A 19,516-nucleotide genomic window follows, 5' to 3' on the forward strand; every position below is an offset into this window, starting at 1 on the left:
GGTCGCGCCCGTCTGGCCGCAGTCAGTCCAGCGCCGGTGTGCCAGAGACCCTGGAGATGACCTCGTCTGGGCGCGCGGCAGGAACGACGCAGGAGCGTACGGGGAGCGCATTTCGGGCCGTCGGCAAGGGGCTTGGCTCTGCATTTGGTGCCACCGCGCGAGGAATGGGCAATGTCGCCCGCGGCCTAGGAAATGGCCTTGCGGGCTTAAAGCCGAGCCAGGATGCACCTGCAGACGGCACGGAGGATTTCGAGAGAACAAGGGAGCCACAGGAAATTTCTGACAGCGCCGGGAAAAAGAAGAAGAGCAAGGTAACTCGCGCGCGCGATATCGCGGCCGAGGAGGAAGCACAGGCTGCCGAGGAGGCCGCGCCATCTTCCCAGGGTGGGTTCCGCGTCAATAATCCGGATGCGGTTGCCTTAGTGCTCATTGGCGTATCCATCGTCCTCGCCGCCACCGTATGGTTCGGCGTCGCCGGCCAGGTGGGCGCCTGGGTGGGAAACCTGGTGCGCTACGTCATTGGCGCCGGCGCGTGGGTGCTTCCCATTGCGCTCGTCGCCCTGGCCATTTCGCTCATGATGGAAATGGATGGTCCATCCGGGCGCATTAATCCGCGCATTGCGGGCGGCACGACGATCATCGTGCTGGCGATGCTAAGCCTCATCCACATCTTTGCCGGTAATCCGCCGCTCGGTTTTACTACCGATACCGCGGGCGGGGCCGGAGGTGTTGTTGGCTTTGCCATCGGCGGGATCCTCGATGCCGCGTTTACCTCGTATGTTGCGGTGCCGCTGCTCTTCCTTGTCATCATTTACGGTGCGCTGCTGGTTACCGGTATTACCATCCGCGAGGCCTACGAGCTCGTTGCGGATTCGCTGCGCTCGGCCTTTTCCCGCTTTGGCGGCAGCGAGGCGGACTACGACGATGCCGACGAAGACGATCTTTACGGCCACGTATCTGGCGATATCGACGATATTGCGCACGGCCGCGAGCGATCCGAGCGTCCTGCGCCGAAACGTCGCCGCCCGTCCACCCCGCGCAAGACCGGTAGCTCCTATCCGGTGGAGCCGCTTGCCGATGCCCCCGGAGACGACCACACCGTCGCCTTCAATACTCCAGTCCGCGCGGGCTATGAACCCGTAGACCGCAGCGACGAAGAACTGGGATACGGCACGGATTCCAGCATGGGGGATACCGATGCCTTCCCGGCCGTAGACGACGCCGAATACACAGAGGACTCCGAATCCACCCAACCGGCGCTGCCAGAAAGTGAGCCCACCCGCGTTTTGGGTGCTGCCACTGGCGGGTCTTCTGCCGGCCGCAAGAAGGGCGATGCAGCTTCGCGCGCTGGTCGCGCCGCGGGTGCCGCTGGTGCTGCTGCTTCTGGGGTGGCTGGTGTTGCTGGTGCCGCTGGCAAAGCCAAAGGTGTTGCTGGAGCCGCCGCGGGCGCGGCTGCCGCAGGTGCTGCCAAGGCCGGATCTGATGCCGTGTCTTCGGCGCACGAGGAGGCTCGGCGCCTATTCCGCGAGCGCTCTGGTCGCGATGCCGCCACCGGCGCACAGGTAGAATCCGCCGCGGCGGAGCAGCCTGCCGCGCAACCCCAAGCGCCCGCCCCAGCGCAGTTTGGCAACGACAACTATGCGGTGCCCTCTACCGATCTCCTAACCCCTGGCACGCCTGCGAAGGAACGCACCGAGATCAATGACCGCATCATTGAGGCCATTACTGATGTCTTCGAAGAGTTCAACGTCAATGCTCAGGTAACGGGCTTTAGCCGTGGCCCCACGGTAACCCGCTATGAGATTGAGCTTGGACCAGGCGTGAAGGTCTCAAAGATTACGAACCTGCAGTCCAACCTGGCCTATGCCGTAGCGACCGATAACCTGCGTTTGCTTACGCCGATTCCAGGCAAGTCCGCGGTGGGCATTGAGGTGCCTAACCCGGACCGCGAAATGGTTCACCTGCGTGAGGTCTTGGATGCGCCTAGCATGACTTCGTCCCCGGATCCAATGTTGATTGGCCTGGGCAAGGACATCGAGGGTGAATACACGTCCTTTTCCGTGCAGAAGATGCCGCACTTGCTGGTTGCCGGTGCCACCGGTTCCGGTAAGTCTGCATTCGTGAACTCCATGCTGGTTTCGCTGCTGACCCGCGCCACCCCGGAGCAGGTGCGCCTGATCCTCGTCGATCCAAAGATGGTCGAGCTCACGCCGTATGAAGGCATCCCGCACCTGATTACGCCCATCATCACCCAGCCGAAGAAGGCCGCTGCGGCACTCCAGTGGCTAGTGGAAGAGATGGAGCAGCGCTACATGGATATGAAGGCCGCGCGCGTGCGCAAGATCGAGGACTATAACCGCAAGGTAGTCTCCGGCGAGTACCAGGCACCGGCCGGTTCCGAGCGCGAGGTTCGTCCTTATCCTTATATCGTCTGCGTCGTAGACGAGCTGGCGGATTTGATGATGACCGCCCCGAAGGAAATTGAGGACTCCATCGTTCGCATCACCCAGAAGGCCCGCGCTGCCGGCATCCACTTGGTGCTTGCTACCCAGCGCCCGTCCGTCGATGTGGTCACCGGCCTGATCAAGACCAACGTGCCTTCCCGCTTGGCCTTTGCTACCTCGTCCTTGACCGACTCTCGCGTCATCTTGGACCAAGGCGGTGCGGAAAAGCTCATCGGCATGGGCGATGGCCTATTCATCCCGCAGGGAAAGCGCCCAGTGCGCATGCAGGGCGCATTCGTTTCCGATGACGAGGTCATGGATGTCGTCGAAGCCGCCAAATCCCAGGCTGCCCCGAACTACACCGAGGGCGTGACCGAGGAAAAGCAGTCCGAGGCGAAGAAGGAAATCGACGATGACATCGGCAAGGACATGGATGACCTCCTCGAGGCCGTCGAACTTGTGGTGACCGCCCAGCTGGGTTCCACCTCAATGCTGCAGCGCAAGCTGCGCATCGGCTTTGCCAAGGCGGGCCGCCTGATGGATCTGATGGAATCGCGCGGTGTCGTGGGGCCATCGGAAGGCTCCAAGGCCCGCGAGGTGCTGGTCAAGCCCGAAGAGCTCGACACCATCCTGTGGATGATTAAGGGCGCCGATCCTGCCGATGCCCCCAAGGAAATCCAGGACGAGATGAACCAAGAAGAGGCAGACGATGATGCGGGCGATTCTGCAGAGTCTGCTACTTCCGATGCCCCCGATGCGCCCAATTCCGATACGCGGACGGTGCAAGCAACCTATAACCCATCGTCCGGAGCATTCTAAGTAGTGTAAGATAGTCACGGTCTTGGAGGGGAGTACCCCACATACGGCATAGATCGTCAACACGGTAGCCTGGCGCTCCCGGTCGTGTCGGCCCAGCAAGGAATAGTCGCTGGGCGGGGGAGACCTCCGGTCACTTTCTTAAAGTAAATTCGACCGGAGGGATCTCGCGATGAACGTCCCATTGTGGGTGTGGCTGGTCACCGGTGCGGTGATTCTAGCCTTTTTTATATTCGACTTTTATTCTCACGTGCGCAGCCCACATGAGCCCACCTTGAAAGAGTCGGGCCTGTGGACCCTTTTCTATATTGCCGTCGCCGTGGTTTTTGGCGGCGTCGTCTGGGCCGTTTGGGGCCATGAGCACGGCATCCAGTTCTTTACCGGTTATGTCACCGAGCAAGCGCTCTCTGTGGATAACCTTTTTGTATTCGCGCTTATCATGGGATCGTTTAAAATCCCGCGCAAATACCAACAAAAGGTGCTGCTCATCGGTATCATCATCGCCCTGGTCTTTCGCTTGGTATTTATCTTGCTGGGCGCGGCGGTTATCGCGGCGTGGTCCGATATCTTCTACCTCTTCGCCATCTTCTTGCTGTATACCGCCATCAAGTTGGTCATCGATGAGATTCGGGACGCGCCGGAGACCAACCCGAACGATATGGCCATCATCAAGCTCGTGCGCAAGGCGGTAGATGTTACCCCGCAGTACCACGGGGACAAGCTCACCCACCGTGCGTACGATGGCTCAAAGAAGGGTAAATTTGCTTTCACGCCGCTGTTTGTGGCGCTGGTGTCCATTGGGCTTATCGATGTCATGTTTGCCTTCGATTCCATTCCGGCAATCTACGGCATCACCTCGGAGGCGTTTTTGGTCTTTACCACCAACGCATTCGCACTGATGGGCTTGCGCCAAATGTACTTTCTTATCGATGGCCTCTTGGACCGCCTCGTCTACCTGCCCTACGGCCTGGGCATCATCCTTGGCTTTATCGGCGTCAAGCTGCTTTTCCACGCATTGCATGAGAATAACCTGCCGTTTATCAATGGCGGCGACAATATCGAATCCGTGCCGGAAATTTCCACCATCGGCTCGCTAGTGGTCATCGTTGGAGTTCTGGTCATCACCGTTCTTGCATCGGTTATTAAGAACATGCGCGATAAGACCCAAGGCGTAGTGGCTGTCTCCCACAACCGCTACGACTGGGATGAGGAAGGAAATAAGATCGTGCGCAATACCCGCGGGGATTACTTGGGCAAGGCCGAGGAGCTGCCCAAAGAAGATCTACCCAACTAGGGGGCTAAAAGCGGGCTTTGACCGGGTTCCACTCGCGGAAGCTTCGGCCCTGGAGGCATCCTTCTTGATAGAAGGGGTCACCGTTCATCAGCTGGATGACATCGGCAACCTGGGTGTCATCATCGTCAAAGCACACAATGATGAGTGCGCCTCCCTGGGAATCCGTGAACGGTCCCGAGGCCACGATGGTGCCCCCATCAAATAACTTCCCAGTAAACTCGCGGTGGGCAGGGCGCACCTTCGCTATCTCTGGATTGGCTGGGTTGTATTCATAATTGACTGCAAAATATTTCATACCTCCCAGTATAAATTCTCGGGGGAGTGTGCCGCGAGACCAGAACCCAAGCGGGTAGTATGTATAGGGTGAATCAACCCGGAGCACAGTCAGCGCAGTCCTCGGATGTGAATCCGCAGGTCTCTAATTGGAATCTGCCAAATGTCCTTACCTGCCTGCGTATCGTTTTCATTCCGGTCTTTGCATGGCTGGTCATCGGCGGCCACCAGTGGTGGTCTTTCGGCGTCTTCGCCGCATTAATGCTCACGGATAAGCTCGATGGCGATATTGCCCGCGCCCGCGGGTTGATTACTGATTTTGGCAAGATTGCCGATCCCATTGCTGATAAAGCGCTCATGACCACAGCGCTGGTCTGCCTTAATATCGTCGATCAGCTTTCGGTCTGGATCACCGTCATTATCTTGATCCGAGAATTCGGCATCACCATCTGGCGCATGGCCCTGCTGCGCCGCGGAAAGGTCGTCCCGGCCTCTAAAGGCGGCAAGTTGAAGACCGTCCTGCAGTCCTTCGCCGTGGGTCTATACTTGTGGCCGCTTCCCTCGTGGATGGATATTCCTACCTCCTTCATCATGTGGATGGCCGTTGTGGTAACTGTCGTTACCGGCGTGCAGTATCTCATCGACGGCCAGAAGCAAAATAGCTAAACGCAATGACCTTCACAGAATCTGACCTCGTTGCCTTATTGACAGCGCGCCACGAGTCCGTGGCCTTTTGTGAATCACTGACCGCCGGCTTAGCCAGCGCTACCATCGCTTCGGTGCCTGGGGCGTCTGCCGTCTTGCGTGGCGGCCTTATCACCTATGCCACCGAGGTAAAATCCCACTTTCTGGACAAACCAGTCTCAGAGATCGAGCGCATGGGCGTCGTCTCTGGCGAAACCGCAGTCGATATGGCCCGCGCCGCCACCGCGGAAACTGGGGCCGATTGGGGGATAGGGCTTACCGGTGTTGCTGGGCCGGACAAACAAGAAGGAAAAGATCCCGGCACGGTATTTTTAGGAATCTATTCTGCCGACCGCATAGCGCAGTCTTATTGCCTGCGCGACTTGGGTACTGCACGCAACGAAATTAGAAACGCCACGGTAGGAGCAGCGATCGCCCAACTTGGTGCGGTCATCAAAAATTTTCCTACCAGTGGGGAACAAATTTCATCGAAGGAGCGTTAAAACTTACGATGAACATTTCTACAGCAGTCCTCGACCACTCGGCGCAGACTGCCGCGGAACCTGCGGCAGCGGCACCATCGGCGCCACAACCTGCCCGCGCCCCAGAACCACTTTTGCGTGAAGCATTGGGCTTGACCCTGCGTGCATTCCGCGCGGATAAGTCAGTTACTCTACGCGAATTGGCTAGCGTTGCCCGCGTGTCACCGGGCTACTTGTCGGAGCTCGAGCGAGGCCGCAAGGAAGTTTCTTCTGAGCTATTGGCCTCCGTGTGCCATGCGCTCGACGCGTCTGTATCGGATGTCCTGATCGAGGCTGCTGGTTATATGGCGCTGCCCTCGATGGATGAAGAGCTCGCGCATACTGCGCCGGCTGCTTCTGAGCTTTAACGCGTGCGCGACTCTAAAGAGAGTAGCCGCGGTGGATACCTGCGATTAGTGGCGGCAGAGCCCTAGGCGTTGGGTTACTATAAACACGACAACGCGACGCATTCCCACATTCCTTAGAAAGGTCTAGAGCATAATGGCGAATCCATTTGTTAAGGGTTGGAAGTACCTCATGGCACTGTTCGATAATAAAATCGAGGAGAATGCCGATCCGAAAATTCAGATTGAGCAGGCCATCGAAGATGCCCAACGTCAGCATCAAGAGCTATCGCAGCAAGCCGCGGCGGTCATTGGCAATCAACGCCAGCTGGAGATGCAACTTAACCGACGCCTCGCCGAGGTTGAAAAGCTGCAGGGCAATACCCGCCAGGCGCTCGAACTTGCCGATAAGGCACGCGCTAATGGCGATGAGAGCAAGGCCGTGGAGTACGAGAACGCCGCTGAGGCCTTTGCCGCTCAGCTGGTTACCGCAGAGGAGTCTGTCGAGGACACGAAGAAGCTCCATGACCAGGCATTGCAACAAGCTGAGCAGGCAAAGCGCGCTGTAGAACGCAATAATGCCGCCCTGCGTCAAAAGGTTGATGAGCGTTCGAAGCTGCTATCGCAGCTTGAGCAGGCAAAGATGCAGGAAAAGGTTTCTGAGTCTCTGAACTCCATGAACGAGCTCTCGGCCGGTGGCAACACGCCTTCGCTTGATGCTGTGCGCGATAAAATCGAGCGCCGTTACTCCAAGGCTTTGGGGCAGGCGGAATTGGCGGAAAATTCTGTCGAAAACCGTATGGCGGAGGTTCAGCAAGCAGGCATCCAGATGGCCGGGCACTCCCGTTTGGAGCAGATCCGTAGTGAGATGAACTCCACGAAGTCGGTGGAAGGCAACCGCACTCAGGCTATCGAGGGCAATAAGGCCTCTGGTTCCGCTGCGGATCAGGCCGCTCAGCCGACGTCTAATGATGACGCCGTCCAGGCCCGCCTGCGCGAGCTGCGCGGAGAGTAACTTACTCAACCCGCGCTTGTCCTAGCGCAAACTGCACAAAAGCCTCCAGTCTTTCCTTTCCCGCTCTGAGCGGTGGGGGGGAAGGCGGAGGCTTTTGATGCTAGTCGGGGATGTGCCTTTGTTGCCTTAGTCGCCGACGCCGCGGGCCTGGAGGGCTTCGCCAATGGCCCGAGCGCGCCGAATGGAGCGGATGATGACGGGCGTAACAAACGCCGAGGGGGAAAACCCAGCCCCGCGCGCCTTCCGTGCATCGAGAACCTCATAGACCGTTTCGAACATTAGGGGGATGAGGCGGATTGTCAGGGACATCGCCAAGCTGATGTTTTCTACTGGGACGCCGAATCGGTTAAGCGGCTGGAGGGATTCCTCCAGGGACTCCATGATCGCGTCGACCGTTGAGGTAAGCGTTAATAAGAAGGCCAGAATCATGGCGGCCAAGATGTTTAGGAACATCACGGCTGCGTAGTCAAAATCTTTCGCCCACCATTGGAAGCCAGCAAGGGGAATGAGGATTATCAGGGGCGGCCAGAGTTGGCTCCACGCAATCCGTGGGGGAATGCGGGCAATGAAATAGGTCAACGCTGCAGCGATTACCGCACCGCCGGCCCACGGCAAAGAGTTGAAAAAGATGCTGGTAACCAGGATAAATACCAGCAGGATGAGTATTTTCCAACTGGGCTTCATCCGGTGGATTACCGTCGTGCCCGGAACATACACGGAAAGCGGAATATTGGTTTTGCGGCGAGTCATTAGTTGGTGACTTTCTAGAGTGGCCGTTGCGCCATGAGGTCTCGGTAAAAATCGATGACCTCTTGGGGAGCTCCATCGGCGGCAACCTTGTGGTCATCGATGCAGATGACGCGGTCAAAATCCGTGAGAAATTCCAGATCGTGAGTAACCACGATGAGCTGCTGGTCGAGCTGTGCGAACTCGCGCTTAATGCGGTCGCGATTGCGAAGGTCGAGCAGCGTCGTTGGCTCATCGGCGATGATGAGCACCGGGTCAATGACCAGTACGGCGGCTAAGGCGAGTAATTGTTTCTGTCCACCAGATAGCGTGTGCGGGGAACGTTCGGCGAAGTCTAGAAGCCCGAACCGCTCTAGGGCGGCATCGACTCGCGCAGTGCGCTCGGCCTTAGATAACTTGAAACGGCGCAGCGAAAAAGCGATGTCATCGCGCACGTTGGACATGACGATCTGATTTTCTGCATCAGAAAAGACGAAACCCACCTTTTCGCGCACCTTTTTGCCCTGCTCGCTGGGACTTATGCCGTCGACGGTGACGGTACCCGCGGAGGGCTCACCCAGGCCATTGATTAGCCGGGTCAGCGTGGACTTTCCGCCACCATTTTGACCGATGATGCCGATCCTCTGCTCGCTTAAAGTGAGGTTGATGTCATCGAGGACCACCGTCTCATCAAAGGTTACTGTCACCGAGGAAAAGTCGATGGTGGGCACTAGGAGGCCTTCTTACCCATCAGGTCGGGGAATGCGGAGTGAACACCGACGGCGATGATGATGGCCACGATGAGCTTTGCAGTGTCAACGAGGACGAACGGGCCTTGCGCCGCGATGGCCGGGCCGACGTCCAATCCGGAGCGAAGCATCAAGCCGATCGCGCCACAGGTGTACTGCACCAGGAGGCCTGCGATGGCCGCGATAGCGAGAACAATGGTCATGCCGCCCTTTCCGCGTGGGGCGCGGTAAGCAATGGCGCCTGCGACGATTGGGGAGAGCACGTATCCGACGATGTATCCCACGGTGGGGCCGGCGAGCGCGCGGAGCGTGGTGCCACCGCCTGCCAAAACGGGCAATGCCAAACCAAGAAAGAGGAATAGGAGCCCAACGTAGCCGCCGCGTTTGCCGCCTAAGATGAGTCCGGCCAAAATGAGCGCGGCGTTTTGCAAGACGATGGGGACGCCGGCGGTGCCTACGGGGATAGAAACGAAGGCTAAAACGATAACGAGGGCGGTAAATACCGCAACATAGGCAATGGTGGTTGCCACGGAGTTCTTCTGCATGGGAAAAGATTAGCATCTTGGGTAAAGGCGCTGTAGACATGCATATTTGAACGTTGTTCAAGTACAACATTTTTAGGGTCCTGGTAAAGGCTTTGGAAAAATTTCCATGGTGGTGGGTAGGATTGCGCGCATGCGATTGACGGAGTACCACCAATTGGTTGTGGATGAATTTGGCGAATCAAAAGGGGCGTGGATTAGCCATTCGCATGTTTTATCTGCGCTCAATGGAACGCCGGATGAACTTATCGAACGTGGCGTCGATCCCCGCCGTGTATGGATAGGGCTGTGCGATGACTTCGATGTCCCCCAAGAGCGCCGTCTCGGCGTAGATTACCCAACCTTATAGGGACTGAGAAAAGCTGAAAATGCGTGTCCATTTTCGATATTCGAACAGATGTATGTACTCTAGTTGGAGTGTCGGTGTGGGCGACTACAGTGGGATTGCAATGAGGGCGGAACCATTTAGGGCTCTGCAGCAGTCTAATTAAGTGTTCACGCAGTGTCGTACGAGATAAGGATTTATAACAATGGCAACGAAAAAGAAATCATCCTCAGCCGCAACCAAGGGAGATGACCGCCAGAAGGCGCTAGATGCAGCTATGGCCATGATCGAAAAGGATTATGGCAAAGGCGCCGTTATGCGCTTGGGCGATGATGACCGCCCGCCCATCAAGGCCATTTCTTCCGGCAACACGGCAATCGACGTGGCACTGGGTATTGGCGGCTTTCCCCGCGGGCGAATTGTGGAAATCTATGGCCCAGAGTCCTCTGGTAAGACGACGGTGGCACTGCACGCAATTGCCTCGGCGCAAAAAGACGGCGGCATTGCAGCGTTTATCGATGCCGAGCACGCCCTCGACCCCCAATATGCACGCCTGCTAGGTGTCGACACCGATAACCTCCTCGTATCCCAGCCTGATACTGGTGAGCAGGCCCTAGAAATAGCAGATATGCTGGTGCGCTCCGGCGCCATCGACATTATCGTTGTGGACTCCGTGGCGGCGTTGACCCCAAAGGCGGAAATTGAAGGCGAGATGGGCGATAGCCACGTGGGCCTGCAAGCTCGCCTTATGTCCCAGGCCTTGCGCAAGATGACCGGTGCGCTATACAACTCCGGTACCACCGCAATCTTCATCAACCAGCTGCGCGAAAAGATCGGTGTGATGTTCGGTTCCCCGGAGACCACCACCGGTGGTAAGGCGCTGAAGTTCTATTCCTCCGTGCGCTGCGATATCCGCCGTATCCAGACCCTGAAGGATGGCCAAGACGCCATTGGCAACCGCACAAAGCTCAAGGTGGTAAAGAATAAGGTCTCCCCACCATTCAAGATCGCCGAGTTCGACATCATGTACGGCGAGGGTATCTCTCGGGAGTCTTCCATCATTGATCTCGGCGTAGAAAACGGCTTCATCCGCAAGTCCGGCTCCTGGTTTACTTACGAAGGCGATCAATTGGGCCAAGGTAAGGAGAAGGCCCGCTCCTTCCTTAAGGACAACCCAGACCTTGCCAATGAGATCGAAAAGAAGATCTTCCAGAAGCTCGGCATTGGGGAAGAGGCGGCAAATGGTGAAGAAGCTACCGCCATGGATGTCCCCGGCTCCGATGACCCATTGACGGATGAATCCGTAGATTTGGTCCCGAACGTCGACTTCGATGACGACTAATCCTGTCCACCTGCAATCCCATCGCTTTTAACCCGCGCTATGAATCAACCCGCCCCTGAAAAGTTAGAGCAACTCCGCCAGGCCCTTGCCGCCTATGAAAAAGGAGAAGCCGGGGGCGGGCTTTTTGATCGGGAGGCGGAGGAGGCAAAATCCAAGGTTCGCTCCCGCGCCTTGGGTTTGCTGGATCAACGTTCGCGATCCCGTCAGGAATTGTATGACCGTCTAGTACAAGCCGAATTCGACCCCGAGGTGGTTGAAGATGTCCTCGATGACTTAGCGCATGCGGGCCTCATTAACGATGCCGCCTTTGCCGCCGAATGGGTGCGGCAGCGGCATAAGCGGAGGGGGAAATCGCGCAGCGTCCTCGACCGCGAGCTCCGGGAAAAGGGCGTAAGCCAAGCGGATAGAGACGAAGCCCTCGAGCAAATTGATGCCGCCGATGAAGAAGCTATGGCCCGAGCCTTGGCGGAAAAGAAAGCGCGCAGCGTGAAATCCGTTCCTGCAGATAGGAAGGAACGGGATAAGGCGCTGCGCAGAATCGTGGGCGTATTGGCGCGCCGTGGGTTCAACGAGGGAATGTCTTTGAACATTGCCATTAGCGCCCTCGAGGAGCGTTGCGAGGAGCTGTCTTCTCCTTAAATCCGTACGCCTAGTGGGACACTAACCTAGGCACTCGCGCGCGCATCCCCACGCACAGCGGGTGCGCACCCTAAGGCAGTGCACCACGCCCTGGTCTCATCTTCCAGCCTTCATGGGCGCCTAGCAGCGACGGTTATGAGTTGTTCTGGGTGATGGCTAGACTATGCCGACGTGGAGCAGACAATTCCTGAAACCCGTACCTATGAAGTCCGAACCTTCGGCTGTCAGATGAATGTGCACGATTCTGAGCGCATCTCTGGCCTGCTTGAGGAAGCTGGCTACGCGGCCGCCGACGAGGCCACAGAGCCGGATCTCATCGTCTTTAATACGTGCGCAGTCCGCGAAAACGCCGACAAGCGCCTGTACGGCACGCTGGGCGCATTGAAGAAGACGAAGGAGAACCACCCAGGCATGCAAATTGCCGTGGGCGGTTGCCTTGCGCAAAAGGATAAAGACACTGTCCTTGACAACGCACCGTGGGTGGATGCCGTCTTCGGCACCCACAATATGGCAGCATTGCCAACCCTCCTCGAGCGCGCCCGCCATAACGAGGAAGCCCAGGTAGAAATCGTCGATTCGCTAGAGGCGTTCCCCTCGGTTTTGCCCGCTAAGCGCGAATCCGCCTACGCGGGTTGGGTGTCGGTGTCCGTAGGCTGCAATAACACCTGCACTTTCTGCATCGTTCCCTCCCTGCGCGGTAAGGAAGAGGACCGCCGGCCGGGCGATATCCTGGCCGAGGTACAAGCGCTGGTGGACCAGGGCGTCTCTGAGGTCACCCTGCTGGGCCAAAACGTCAACGCCTATGGCGTGAATTTCGCCGATCCAGAAATGCCGCGCGATCGCTTCGCTTTCTCTAAGCTGCTGCGCGAGGTGGGAAAGATCGACGGCCTCGAGCGCCTGCGGTTTACCTCCCCGCACCCGGCAGAATTTACCTCGGATGTCATCGACGCCATGGCGGAAACCCCGGCGGTGTGCCCGCAGCTGCATATGCCGCTGCAATCCGGCTCGGATAAGGTCTTGAAGGACATGCGCCGTTCCTACCGCACGAAGAAGTTCTTGCGCATCCTCGATGAGGTTCGCGAGAAGATTCCAAACGCGGCGATTACTACCGATATCATCGTCGGCTTCCCGGGCGAGACCGAAGAGGATTTCCAGGACACCATGGAGTTGGTTCGCCGCGCTCGCTTCGCCTCGGCGTTTACCTTCCAGTATTCCCCGCGCCCTGGCACCCCCGCGGCGGAGATGGAAAACCAAGTGCCTAAGGAAATCGTCCAGGATCGCTTCGAGCGGCTCGTTGCGCTGCAGGATAGCATCCAGGCAGAAGAGAATCAGAAGCTCGTGGGCACTGAGGTGGAGCTCTTGGTCCAGGCTGAAGGCGGGCGCAAGAACGATGAGACCCACCGCATGTCGGGGCGAGCCCGCGATGGGCGCCTCGTGCACTTTAGCCCCATCGACGACAACGGCGCGGATATCTCCGCCGAGATTCGCCCCGGCGACGTCGTGCGCACCAAGGTCACCGGTGCAGGCTCGTTCTTCTTGCTTGCCGATGCCGCAGTAGCCACCCACACCCGCACCAAGGCCGGCGACATGTCGGCGGCGGGCCAAACCCCCACTACCGCTCCCATTGGGGTGGGGTTGGGACTGCCGGGCATCGGCAAGCCCGCCGGCGCTGCCACAGCGGATTCCTGCGGCTGCTAACCGGGGGAGTAGGCTAGGGTGCCATGACAGAGCGAAATACCACCAGCGCCGCCCAGGAGGCGGCACAGGCGGAGCGTCGAGCAGCACAAACCATGGATCTGCGTGGGCAGAAGCTAACGCTGTGGATCGCTGTGGCGGCCTATATTGTCTACCTCATCGTTCCTTATGCTGGCTCTGCCCACGGGTGGCAGGTCCTGAGTTTTGGCACCACCGATGATGGGGTGAAGATCTCGCTGATGGAAACCGTCTCCGCGTGGCTCGCGCTACTCGGCGTGGGCGTGCTGACGACGGCGACCTTGCTGACCCGCCGCGCCACCCTCGGGCTGATTGCGTGGATGATGGTGACGGTTTCTTTCTTCGTCAACCTGTGGGGCTTTTGGTACCGCGGCTCCACCGCAGACGGCCCGGCCATTGGCATGTGGGTGGGCATGCTGGCCACCTTCCTGGCCTTCTTGGGCTTTAGCCTCGTCGCCCTGCGCCGCAGCCCGGAGCAACGCGCGGCCGAGGAGAAGGTCCGCGCCTCGGCGGGCCAGCTGGATGAGGTAGGCAAAATCCAGTCCGATATTGCGTCCCCACAGCCGCAGGAGATGCTTATCGATGACCGCCGCAAGAAAGCCGCCGAGCGCCACCGTCACCAGCAGGAGGGCTAAAGGTGCAGCTCCCAGGCTGAGGATTGGGAGATTTCCCGCGCCCCGAGCCGTGCATATAGCGCGTTCATAGCTGCGTCACCGGCGGCGACGGAACAATAGCAGCGGCGCACCTGCGGCCACGCTCGGTGGACCTCGTGCAGGGCGGTGAGTTTTGCCAATTGTGCTAAGCCTTGCCGGCGGTGGTCGCGGTCGGTGACGGTGAGGGTCCATTCGCAGACCTCCGGATCCGCAGCCTCATGGCGCGCCAGTTCCGTGAGCGCCACGATGTCGCCGGCGTCATCAATGAGCGCTACGAGCAACGTATGTCCGCGCCGCGAACGCAGGCGTTGGTGCGCCTCCTCCAATCGCTGCCGAGACCACACGATGGGTTCGGTGGACAGGGTGCCGGTATCGGCATCTGCGGAGGCGACCGTTAAAAGGCGCATGACATCGTCGATGTGTTCTTCCGGAATGGCATAGTCCTGCCATACCGCGGCCGAAAGCCCAGGCGGAAAGAGGGCAGCAGCTGGCTGTTCTGGAATATCGATGGTTAGTTGCCGCTCACTATGGCGCTGCGTAAAGCCCAGGGATTGATAGACCTTTGCCATCGCGTCGTACTCCGGCGAAGTCTCCGGCGGGTGCAGCAGACCCACGTGCGCGACGCTGCGGCCGAGCTGTTGGGTGATTTTTAAAGCGGTATCTCCCATCCAGGTAGCCACCTTCTGCCCCTTGGCATCAAGGGGTTCTCCGGGCAGTGGCAGATCGCAGAGGACGCACTCGATTTCCGCGGCATTGCGCTCTTCTAAAAGCGGCAGGCTAATGTGGATAAATCCTACATAGTCCAGCTCGGGGCTCGGTGCGGTGGCGGGGATTTGGGGCAGGCCAAGCTCGGAGACAGGACCGAGCGTCGCCGGCGCATCGACCACGGCGAAAAGGTAGGTCTGCGATTCGCCCGAACCTTGCAGGCGGTGCACCACGCGGCTAGGCGAGGTCGAGGCCGCCGCATCCCCACTGGCTTCCTGCGCCGCCAGGTTTGCCCAGAAAACAAAGGATCGGATGCAATCCGCCGGTTCAGCCTCGGATACCTGGGTGGGGCGCGCAATCTGAACGAGGTGCACTATTTATCGTTGACGGCATTGGCAGCGGCATCGGCAAATTCCTGCCATTGCTCCGCCTGCGCGCGCAGCTCCGCGGCCTTCTTCTCTTTGCCCTTAGCTTCCGCGGCCGCGGACTGGGCCTTGAAGTCTTCCACCTTGGCCTGGAACTGGGCCACGCGAGCCTGCGCTTCAGGGTCGGTGCGCCGCCATTCGGATTCTTCCGCCTGGGTGACGCGCTTTTCTAGCTGCTCGATCTTGGATTCGTACTCGCGCACCTGATTGCGGGGCACAAAGCCGATTTCCTCCCACTTTTCCTGCAGCTCGCGCAGCTTAGCCTTGGCCTTGTCCATGCTTTGCGATGGGTCAATCAGGCTATCGTATTCCGCAAGCAGCGCGTCCTTTGCCTTGGCGTTTTCGGCGAACTCGCGGTCCCGCTCGTCGTTGACGGCATTGCGGGCATCAAAGAAGCGGTCCTGTGCCGCGCGGAACTTTGCCCACAGCTGGTCATCGACCTCGCGTGGGGCGCGGCCAGCCGCCTTCCACTCCGCCATGAGATCGCGGTAGGCGCGGGCGGTAGGGCCCCAGTCGGTGGAGTCCTGGATGGCTTCAGCGCGCTCGACGAGTTCTTCCTTCTTCTTTCGCGCCGCCGCGCGGGCGCGATCGAGTTCTGCAAAGTGCGAACCGCGGCGCCTATTGAAGGCATCGCGGGCGCGAGAGTAGCGTTTCCACAGGCCGTCATCGGTCTTCTTATCGATGCCCTTAATCTGCTTCCACTCTTCCAAAATCGCGCGGATGCGGTCACCGGCGGCCTTCCATTCGGTGGAATTTTCGGCAATCTCTTCCGCCTCGGCGGCGAGCTTTTCCTTCGCCGCAATGGCATCCAGTCGGCGCTTTTCCTTATCCGCCTGCGCCTGCTCCCCGGCCACAACGGAGTGATCGATAACCGCGCCCAGGCGGCGATCCAATGCGGCGATATCGCCAATGACCGCGGTGGTAGGCAGGGTCTCGCGCAATTCCGCGGCCGTCTGCTTGATTCCTGCGGCTTCGCTGGGGTTGGCGCGCAGGCGAGCCTCCAAAAGCTCGATCTCGGTGGCTAGATCGTCATAGCGGGCGCCGAAGTGCTCGAGGCCCTCTTGCGCAGAGCCTGCCTGCCATTCCCCAATCTTGCGCTCGCCCTCGGGGGCGGAAACGAAGACGGACCCATCGGCATCGACGCGCCCCCACTTGGTTGGATCGTTCTTGCTCGGAGATTGAACGGGCACGGGCTTGGCTGTAGGGCGGGGGCCCTTCTTGGGCATGGAACCTGGAGTAGGGGTGGGAGACATGGAAAGCCCTCCTAGACATATATCGCCGCGCGTCACGGCTGCCGGATGAAATCACTGGTTACATTACCGCGAAAAATCGCTGTGTGCCTAGAATCTATTTAATTACCTCCTCTTGGGTAGATAGTATGGAGGAATAATGTTCAATCTCATGGTTATGCCCGCCTCGCCGGCGCTGGCAGTCGAGCTAGCTCCCAACGACGCCGCCTCGCGGGCACTGCTCGCGGCGGCGCGCACCTTGGCGGTTGAAGCCGCTGCCGCCGGCATTAACGAGGCAGAAATTATCGGATCCCGCTCCCCACGGTGGCATACTAGCCACACCGGAAGCCTGCGCGCCTGGGGGGCCGACCAAGTGCACGTGGGCGCCGGAAGCTACCTGCCAGAGATCATGGCCCACTACGTCTTATCCACGGTCCCACAGATAACGGTCCGCGATAGCCGCGATCGCCTGGGCGCGCCAGACCCTAAGGTCCTGAGCGTCGTGGTCGCAGACGGCAGCGCAGGTCTTACCGAGAGGGCACCGCTGGCCCTTATCCCCGGCGCGCAGGAGGCGCACCGGTGGTGCGAGGAGGTGCTGATGGGGGCATCGGCAAGCAGCAATGCCGAGTGGCTTCAGCAACGTGGCGTGGAAGAGCCGGAGCTCTGGTTGGAGCTTGCTGGCTGCACGCCCAAGCGCGCGCAGGTGCGGGCGACGGATGCCACCCTCGGAGTAGGCCGCTACGTGGCTGGTTGGGAGGTAATATGCGCCCCATCGCAGTAGTTGGCCCCACCGCCTCCGGCAAATCTGCGCTCGGGCTGGCCCTAGCCCATGAACTGGGTGGGGAAGTGGTCAATGTCGATTCCATGCAGCTATACCGCGGCATGGATATCGGCACCGCAAAGCTTTCCCCCGCAGAGCGCGAAGGCATTCCGCACCACCAGCTCGATGTCTGGGACGTGACGGAAACCGCCTCCGTGGCGCGCTATCAGCAGGCGGCCTTGCGCGATATCGAGGACATCATGTCCCGCGGTAAGACGCCCATCCTCGTCGGCGGATCCATGCTCTATGCTCAGGCATTGGTGGATGATTGGCAATTCCCGCCCACCGATCCGCAGGTCCGTGCCAAATACGAGGCCCGCCGCGCCGATATCGGAACCGACGCACTCCACGCCGAGCTGGCGCGCGTCGATCCGGCCGCGGCCGCCATCATTGAGGACAAAGACCCCCGGCGCACCGTCCGGGCGCTCGAGGTCATCGAGCTGACCGGCAAGCCCTTTAAGGCCAGCCAGCCGCCGAAGAATGGCCCGCCTCGGTGGGGAACCAAGCTGCTGGGGCTGCGCACAGACAGCGAGTGGTTGAACCCGCGCATCGAAAAGCGCACGCGCCTCATGTTTGAGCAAGGCCTCGTCGAAGAAGTAGAGCGCCTGCAGGATAAGGGGCTTGTGGCCGATTCCACCGCGGGCCGCGCGATTGGCTATGCGCAGGTGCTACAAGCCCAGCGCGGCGAACTGACGTGGGAGGATGCGGTAGAACGCACGATTACTGGCACCCGCCGGTACGTGCGCCGCCAGCGTTCCTGGTTCAACCGCGATAAGCGCATTACCTGGCTCGATGCCGCGGGCGATACTACCGCCGAGGCTTTGCACGCGCTTCGGCGCTAGGGTAGAAGGCATGAAATTTGCCAAAGGCCATGGAACTGAAAATGACTTCGTCATCGTAGAAGACTTCGACGCCAAAATGCCGCTCGCACCGGATCGCGTGGCGGCGCTGTGTGACCGCCGGGCGGGCATCGGCGGCGATGGCCTGTTGCGCGTTGTGCGCGCCGGCGCCCTCGTGGACGCGGGCGAGTTGGCGGCACTTCCGGACGGGGTGGATTCCGCCGACTGGTTTATGGATTACCGCAACGCCGATGGGTCCGTGGCGGAAATGTGCGGCAATGGCACCCGCGTCTTTGCCCACTGGCTGCGCTCGCACGACTTGGTTAGCGAGGACGCATTCACCATCGGCACCCGGGCGGGCGCCAAGCAAGTAACGGTGCATTCCTGCGATGCCACTGCCGCTAGCGTCACCGTGGAGATGGGGCCCGCGCGCGTGACCGGGGTGTCTACCGCGTCCGTGGGCGGTGAGTCCTACGCCGGACTCAGGGTGGATATGGGCAACCCGCACCTCGCGGCCGTCATTCCGGGCTTGGAGCCAGCAGCTTTGGCCGCCAAGGAACTCACGGCGCCGGTCTATGATGAATCCTTCTTCCCGGGTGGGGTCAACTTTGAGCTGGTGACCCCGCTGCGGGAGGGGCAGGTGCATATGCGCGTCTTCGAGCGCGGGGTTGGGGAGACGCAGTCTTGTGGCACGGGCACGGTCGCGGCAGCTACCGCCGCGCTTGCCGATGCCGCCCAAGCCCTCGGCACCGTCCACGTCCACGTTCCTGGCGGCGAGGTCACCGTTGAGGCCTATGACGGCGGTACGCGCTTGACGGGCCCCTCCGCCATCGTTGCTACGGGCGAAACGAGCCTGTAGAGGCGTTAGTTTCCGTCGTCGATCTGGCGCGTGCGGTAATCCGGGCCGAGCCGGAAGGCCGCGCGGCGGGCCGCCAGCCACGATTCTTTCAGCTCGCGGGCGCGCTCATCGGTGACGCGGAGGAGTGATTCTAACTCCTGCGTGCGCATGCCGTGGGCGTGGATTCTGATATTGAGGCGGCGGAGGAAGCGGCGCGCCCCGGCTAATTCGTAGTGGAACGCATCTATGGCGGGGTGGGAGCAGTCGAGGTCGAGCAGCGCCGGCCGGTACAGCGTGCGATCCGCCAGTGGCTCCGCCTCCGTGGACGTTTCGAATTCCTCGAATTCGGCGATGACGTCCTGGATATCGTCCGCCGAAAGCGAGATGGAGCTGCGCAGGGCCCTCCGTTCCGCGGTATCGGGGCGCGTGCGCAGCATAAACCACCCCGCGCCCACCAGCATGGCGGCGATGATGAGGCCGGGCAGTTTTAGCGTGGCAACAATCGCGATCGCGCAAAGGACCAGGAGGATAAAGACAAGTATCCTCCGGTTTTGCGGATCGCTAAGGAAAGGCATGGCCT

At 59.9% G+C, this 19,516-nt stretch carries 21 protein-coding genes; 14 read left to right on the forward strand and 7 right to left on the reverse strand.

Annotated features, from left to right (window positions below; translation table 11 throughout):
- The first annotated feature begins 56 nt into the window (after positions 1 to 56).
- Both QP891_RS00860 and QP891_RS00865 read left to right on the forward strand, forming a co-directional pair.
- Positions 57 to 3,263, forward strand: a complete 3,207-nt coding sequence (locus tag QP891_RS00860) for an FtsK/SpoIIIE family DNA translocase (RefSeq protein ID WP_410757600.1) — start codon at positions 57 to 59, stop codon at positions 3,261 to 3,263.
- A gap of 169 nt (positions 3,264 to 3,432) precedes the next feature.
- Positions 3,433 to 4,554: a TerC/Alx family metal homeostasis membrane protein gene (locus tag QP891_RS00865; protein ID WP_284769636.1), complete on the forward strand. Its 1,122-nt coding sequence runs from the start codon at positions 3,433 to 3,435 to the stop codon at positions 4,552 to 4,554.
- A 4-nt stretch (positions 4,555 to 4,558) separates the two neighbouring features.
- Here the strand turns inward: QP891_RS00865 and QP891_RS00870 are convergent, their stop codons facing one another.
- Complete coding sequence (locus QP891_RS00870) at positions 4,559 to 4,849, reverse strand: YciI family protein (protein ID WP_284769637.1); 291 nt, start codon at positions 4,847 to 4,849, stop codon at positions 4,559 to 4,561.
- Positions 4,850 to 4,908: 59 nt separating this feature from the next.
- Here QP891_RS00870 and pgsA point away from each other — a divergent pair, with 59 nt between their 5' ends.
- The 4 genes from pgsA (at position 4,909) to QP891_RS00890 (ending at position 7,391) form a co-directional block, all read left to right on the forward strand.
- Positions 4,909 to 5,493 (forward strand): CDP-diacylglycerol--glycerol-3-phosphate 3-phosphatidyltransferase, encoded by a 585-nt coding sequence (gene pgsA, locus QP891_RS00875; protein WP_284769638.1) that lies wholly within the window; start codon positions 4,909 to 4,911, stop codon positions 5,491 to 5,493.
- 5 nt (positions 5,494 to 5,498) lie between these two features.
- The gene (locus tag QP891_RS00880) at positions 5,499 to 6,014 is read left to right on the forward strand and encodes a CinA family protein (RefSeq protein ID WP_284769639.1); all 516 of its coding nucleotides are present in this window, start codon (positions 5,499 to 5,501) and stop codon (positions 6,012 to 6,014) included.
- Positions 6,015 to 6,022: 8 nt separating this feature from the next.
- Positions 6,023 to 6,400: a helix-turn-helix domain-containing protein gene (locus tag QP891_RS00885; protein WP_005278839.1), complete on the forward strand. Its 378-nt coding sequence runs from the start codon at positions 6,023 to 6,025 to the stop codon at positions 6,398 to 6,400.
- Between the two features lie 133 nt (positions 6,401 to 6,533).
- Positions 6,534 to 7,391, forward strand: coding sequence for a PspA/IM30 family protein (locus tag QP891_RS00890; RefSeq protein ID WP_284769640.1), 858 nt, complete (start codon positions 6,534 to 6,536; stop codon positions 7,389 to 7,391).
- Positions 7,392 to 7,517: 126 nt separating this feature from the next.
- Here the strand turns inward: QP891_RS00890 and QP891_RS00895 are convergent, their stop codons facing one another.
- Genes QP891_RS00895 through QP891_RS00905 form a run of 3 tightly spaced genes read right to left on the reverse strand, consistent with a single transcriptional unit; the run spans position 7,518 to position 9,411 of the window.
- On the reverse strand, positions 7,518 to 8,141 hold the full coding sequence (locus QP891_RS00895; RefSeq protein ID WP_350309196.1) for an energy-coupling factor transporter transmembrane component T family protein: 624 nt from the start codon (positions 8,139 to 8,141) through the stop codon (positions 7,518 to 7,520).
- Between the two features lie 14 nt (positions 8,142 to 8,155).
- Entirely contained in the window at positions 8,156 to 8,848 is a 693-nt protein-coding gene (locus QP891_RS00900; RefSeq protein WP_284769641.1) for an energy-coupling factor ABC transporter ATP-binding protein, read from the reverse strand.
- Positions 8,848 to 9,411, reverse strand: coding sequence for a biotin transporter BioY (locus tag QP891_RS00905; RefSeq protein WP_284769642.1), 564 nt, complete (start codon positions 9,409 to 9,411; stop codon positions 8,848 to 8,850). Before QP891_RS00905 ends, QP891_RS00900 begins: the two co-directional genes overlap by 1 nt.
- A gap of 130 nt (positions 9,412 to 9,541) precedes the next feature.
- On the opposite strand from QP891_RS00905, the gene QP891_RS00910 reads away from it, so the two are divergent.
- The 5 genes from QP891_RS00910 (at position 9,542) to QP891_RS00930 (ending at position 14,062) form a co-directional block, all read left to right on the forward strand.
- Positions 9,542 to 9,757, forward strand: a complete 216-nt coding sequence (locus QP891_RS00910) for a DUF3046 domain-containing protein (protein WP_284769643.1) — start codon at positions 9,542 to 9,544, stop codon at positions 9,755 to 9,757.
- 181 nt (positions 9,758 to 9,938) lie between these two features.
- Positions 9,939 to 11,075 (forward strand): recombinase RecA, encoded by a 1,137-nt coding sequence (gene recA / locus QP891_RS00915; protein WP_005283473.1) that lies wholly within the window; start codon positions 9,939 to 9,941, stop codon positions 11,073 to 11,075.
- A gap of 39 nt (positions 11,076 to 11,114) precedes the next feature.
- Entirely contained in the window at positions 11,115 to 11,714 is a 600-nt protein-coding gene (gene recX / locus QP891_RS00920; RefSeq protein WP_284769644.1) for a recombination regulator RecX, read from the forward strand.
- Positions 11,715 to 11,885: 171 nt separating this feature from the next.
- Entirely contained in the window at positions 11,886 to 13,412 is a 1,527-nt protein-coding gene (miaB, locus tag QP891_RS00925; RefSeq protein WP_284769645.1) for a tRNA (N6-isopentenyl adenosine(37)-C2)-methylthiotransferase MiaB, read from the forward strand.
- Positions 13,413 to 13,435: 23 nt separating this feature from the next.
- A complete protein-coding gene (locus tag QP891_RS00930; protein ID WP_284769646.1) occupies positions 13,436 to 14,062 on the forward strand; it encodes an Rv2732c family membrane protein in 627 nt (208 codons plus the stop codon).
- Here QP891_RS00930 and QP891_RS00935 read toward each other — a convergent pair.
- Positions 14,059 to 15,159 carry a GNAT family N-acetyltransferase gene (locus tag QP891_RS00935; protein ID WP_284769647.1) on the reverse strand — a complete coding sequence of 367 codons (1,101 nt, stop codon included), beginning with the start codon at positions 15,157 to 15,159 and terminating at the stop codon, positions 14,059 to 14,061. The two genes, QP891_RS00930 and QP891_RS00935, sit on opposite strands and share 4 nt — an antisense overlap.
- Positions 15,159 to 16,463, reverse strand: coding sequence for a DUF349 domain-containing protein (locus QP891_RS00940; protein WP_284769648.1), 1,305 nt, complete (start codon positions 16,461 to 16,463; stop codon positions 15,159 to 15,161). Before QP891_RS00940 ends, QP891_RS00935 begins: the two co-directional genes overlap by 1 nt.
- Before the next feature lie 136 nt (positions 16,464 to 16,599).
- Between QP891_RS00940 and QP891_RS00945 the strand changes: the two genes are divergently transcribed.
- Genes QP891_RS00945 through dapF form a run of 3 tightly spaced genes read left to right on the forward strand, consistent with a single transcriptional unit; the run spans position 16,600 to position 18,957 of the window.
- On the forward strand, positions 16,600 to 17,220 hold the full coding sequence (locus tag QP891_RS00945) for a protein-L-isoaspartate O-methyltransferase family protein (RefSeq protein ID WP_284769649.1): 621 nt from the start codon (positions 16,600 to 16,602) through the stop codon (positions 17,218 to 17,220).
- On the forward strand, positions 17,202 to 18,101 hold the full coding sequence (gene miaA / locus QP891_RS00950) for a tRNA (adenosine(37)-N6)-dimethylallyltransferase MiaA (RefSeq protein WP_284769650.1): 900 nt from the start codon (positions 17,202 to 17,204) through the stop codon (positions 18,099 to 18,101). The genes QP891_RS00945 and miaA overlap by 19 nt, the downstream gene beginning before the upstream one ends.
- Positions 18,102 to 18,111: 10 nt before the next feature.
- Entirely contained in the window at positions 18,112 to 18,957 is an 846-nt protein-coding gene (dapF, locus tag QP891_RS00955) for a diaminopimelate epimerase (protein WP_284769651.1), read from the forward strand.
- Positions 18,958 to 18,962: 5 nt separating this feature from the next.
- On the opposite strand, the gene QP891_RS00960 is transcribed toward dapF, so the two are convergent.
- Positions 18,963 to 19,511 carry a hypothetical protein gene (locus QP891_RS00960; protein ID WP_284769652.1) on the reverse strand — a complete coding sequence of 183 codons (549 nt, stop codon included), beginning with the start codon at positions 19,509 to 19,511 and terminating at the stop codon, positions 18,963 to 18,965.
- Between the last annotated feature and the right edge of the window lie 5 nt (positions 19,512 to 19,516).

The organism is Corynebacterium sp. MSK310, from assembly GCF_030227355.1.
Classification (GTDB): domain Bacteria; phylum Actinomycetota; class Actinomycetes; order Mycobacteriales; family Mycobacteriaceae; genus Corynebacterium; species Corynebacterium rhinophilum.

Excerpts from the sequence above, each read along its gene's own strand:
- QP891_RS00860 (WP_410757600.1), top strand. The coding sequence starts at position 57 with ATGACCTCGTCTGGGCGCGCGGCAGGAACGACGCAGGAGCGTACGGGG.
- QP891_RS00865 (WP_284769636.1), top strand. The coding sequence starts at position 3,433 with ATGAACGTCCCATTGTGGGTGTGGCTGGTCACCGGTGCGGTGATTCTA.
- QP891_RS00870 (WP_284769637.1), bottom strand. The coding sequence starts at position 4,849 with ATGAAATATTTTGCAGTCAATTATGAATACAACCCAGCCAATCCAGAG.
- pgsA (WP_284769638.1), top strand. The coding sequence starts at position 4,909 with ATGTATAGGGTGAATCAACCCGGAGCACAGTCAGCGCAGTCCTCGGAT.
- QP891_RS00880 (WP_284769639.1), top strand. The coding sequence starts at position 5,499 with ATGACCTTCACAGAATCTGACCTCGTTGCCTTATTGACAGCGCGCCAC.
- QP891_RS00885 (WP_005278839.1), top strand. The coding sequence starts at position 6,023 with ATGAACATTTCTACAGCAGTCCTCGACCACTCGGCGCAGACTGCCGCG.
- QP891_RS00890 (WP_284769640.1), top strand. The coding sequence starts at position 6,534 with ATGGCGAATCCATTTGTTAAGGGTTGGAAGTACCTCATGGCACTGTTC.
- QP891_RS00895 (WP_350309196.1), bottom strand. The coding sequence starts at position 8,141 with ATGACTCGCCGCAAAACCAATATTCCGCTTTCCGTGTATGTTCCGGGC.
- QP891_RS00905 (WP_284769642.1), bottom strand. The coding sequence starts at position 9,411 with ATGCAGAAGAACTCCGTGGCAACCACCATTGCCTATGTTGCGGTATTT.
- QP891_RS00910 (WP_284769643.1), top strand. The coding sequence starts at position 9,542 with ATGCGATTGACGGAGTACCACCAATTGGTTGTGGATGAATTTGGCGAA.
- recA (WP_005283473.1), top strand. The coding sequence starts at position 9,939 with ATGGCAACGAAAAAGAAATCATCCTCAGCCGCAACCAAGGGAGATGAC.
- recX (WP_284769644.1), top strand. The coding sequence starts at position 11,115 with ATGAATCAACCCGCCCCTGAAAAGTTAGAGCAACTCCGCCAGGCCCTT.
- QP891_RS00930 (WP_284769646.1), top strand. The coding sequence starts at position 13,436 with ATGACAGAGCGAAATACCACCAGCGCCGCCCAGGAGGCGGCACAGGCG.
- QP891_RS00940 (WP_284769648.1), bottom strand. The coding sequence starts at position 16,463 with ATGTCTCCCACCCCTACTCCAGGTTCCATGCCCAAGAAGGGCCCCCGC.
- QP891_RS00945 (WP_284769649.1), top strand. The coding sequence starts at position 16,600 with ATGTTCAATCTCATGGTTATGCCCGCCTCGCCGGCGCTGGCAGTCGAG.
- miaA (WP_284769650.1), top strand. The coding sequence starts at position 17,202 with ATGCGCCCCATCGCAGTAGTTGGCCCCACCGCCTCCGGCAAATCTGCG.
- dapF (WP_284769651.1), top strand. The coding sequence starts at position 18,112 with ATGAAATTTGCCAAAGGCCATGGAACTGAAAATGACTTCGTCATCGTA.
- QP891_RS00960 (WP_284769652.1), bottom strand. The coding sequence starts at position 19,511 with ATGCCTTTCCTTAGCGATCCGCAAAACCGGAGGATACTTGTCTTTATC.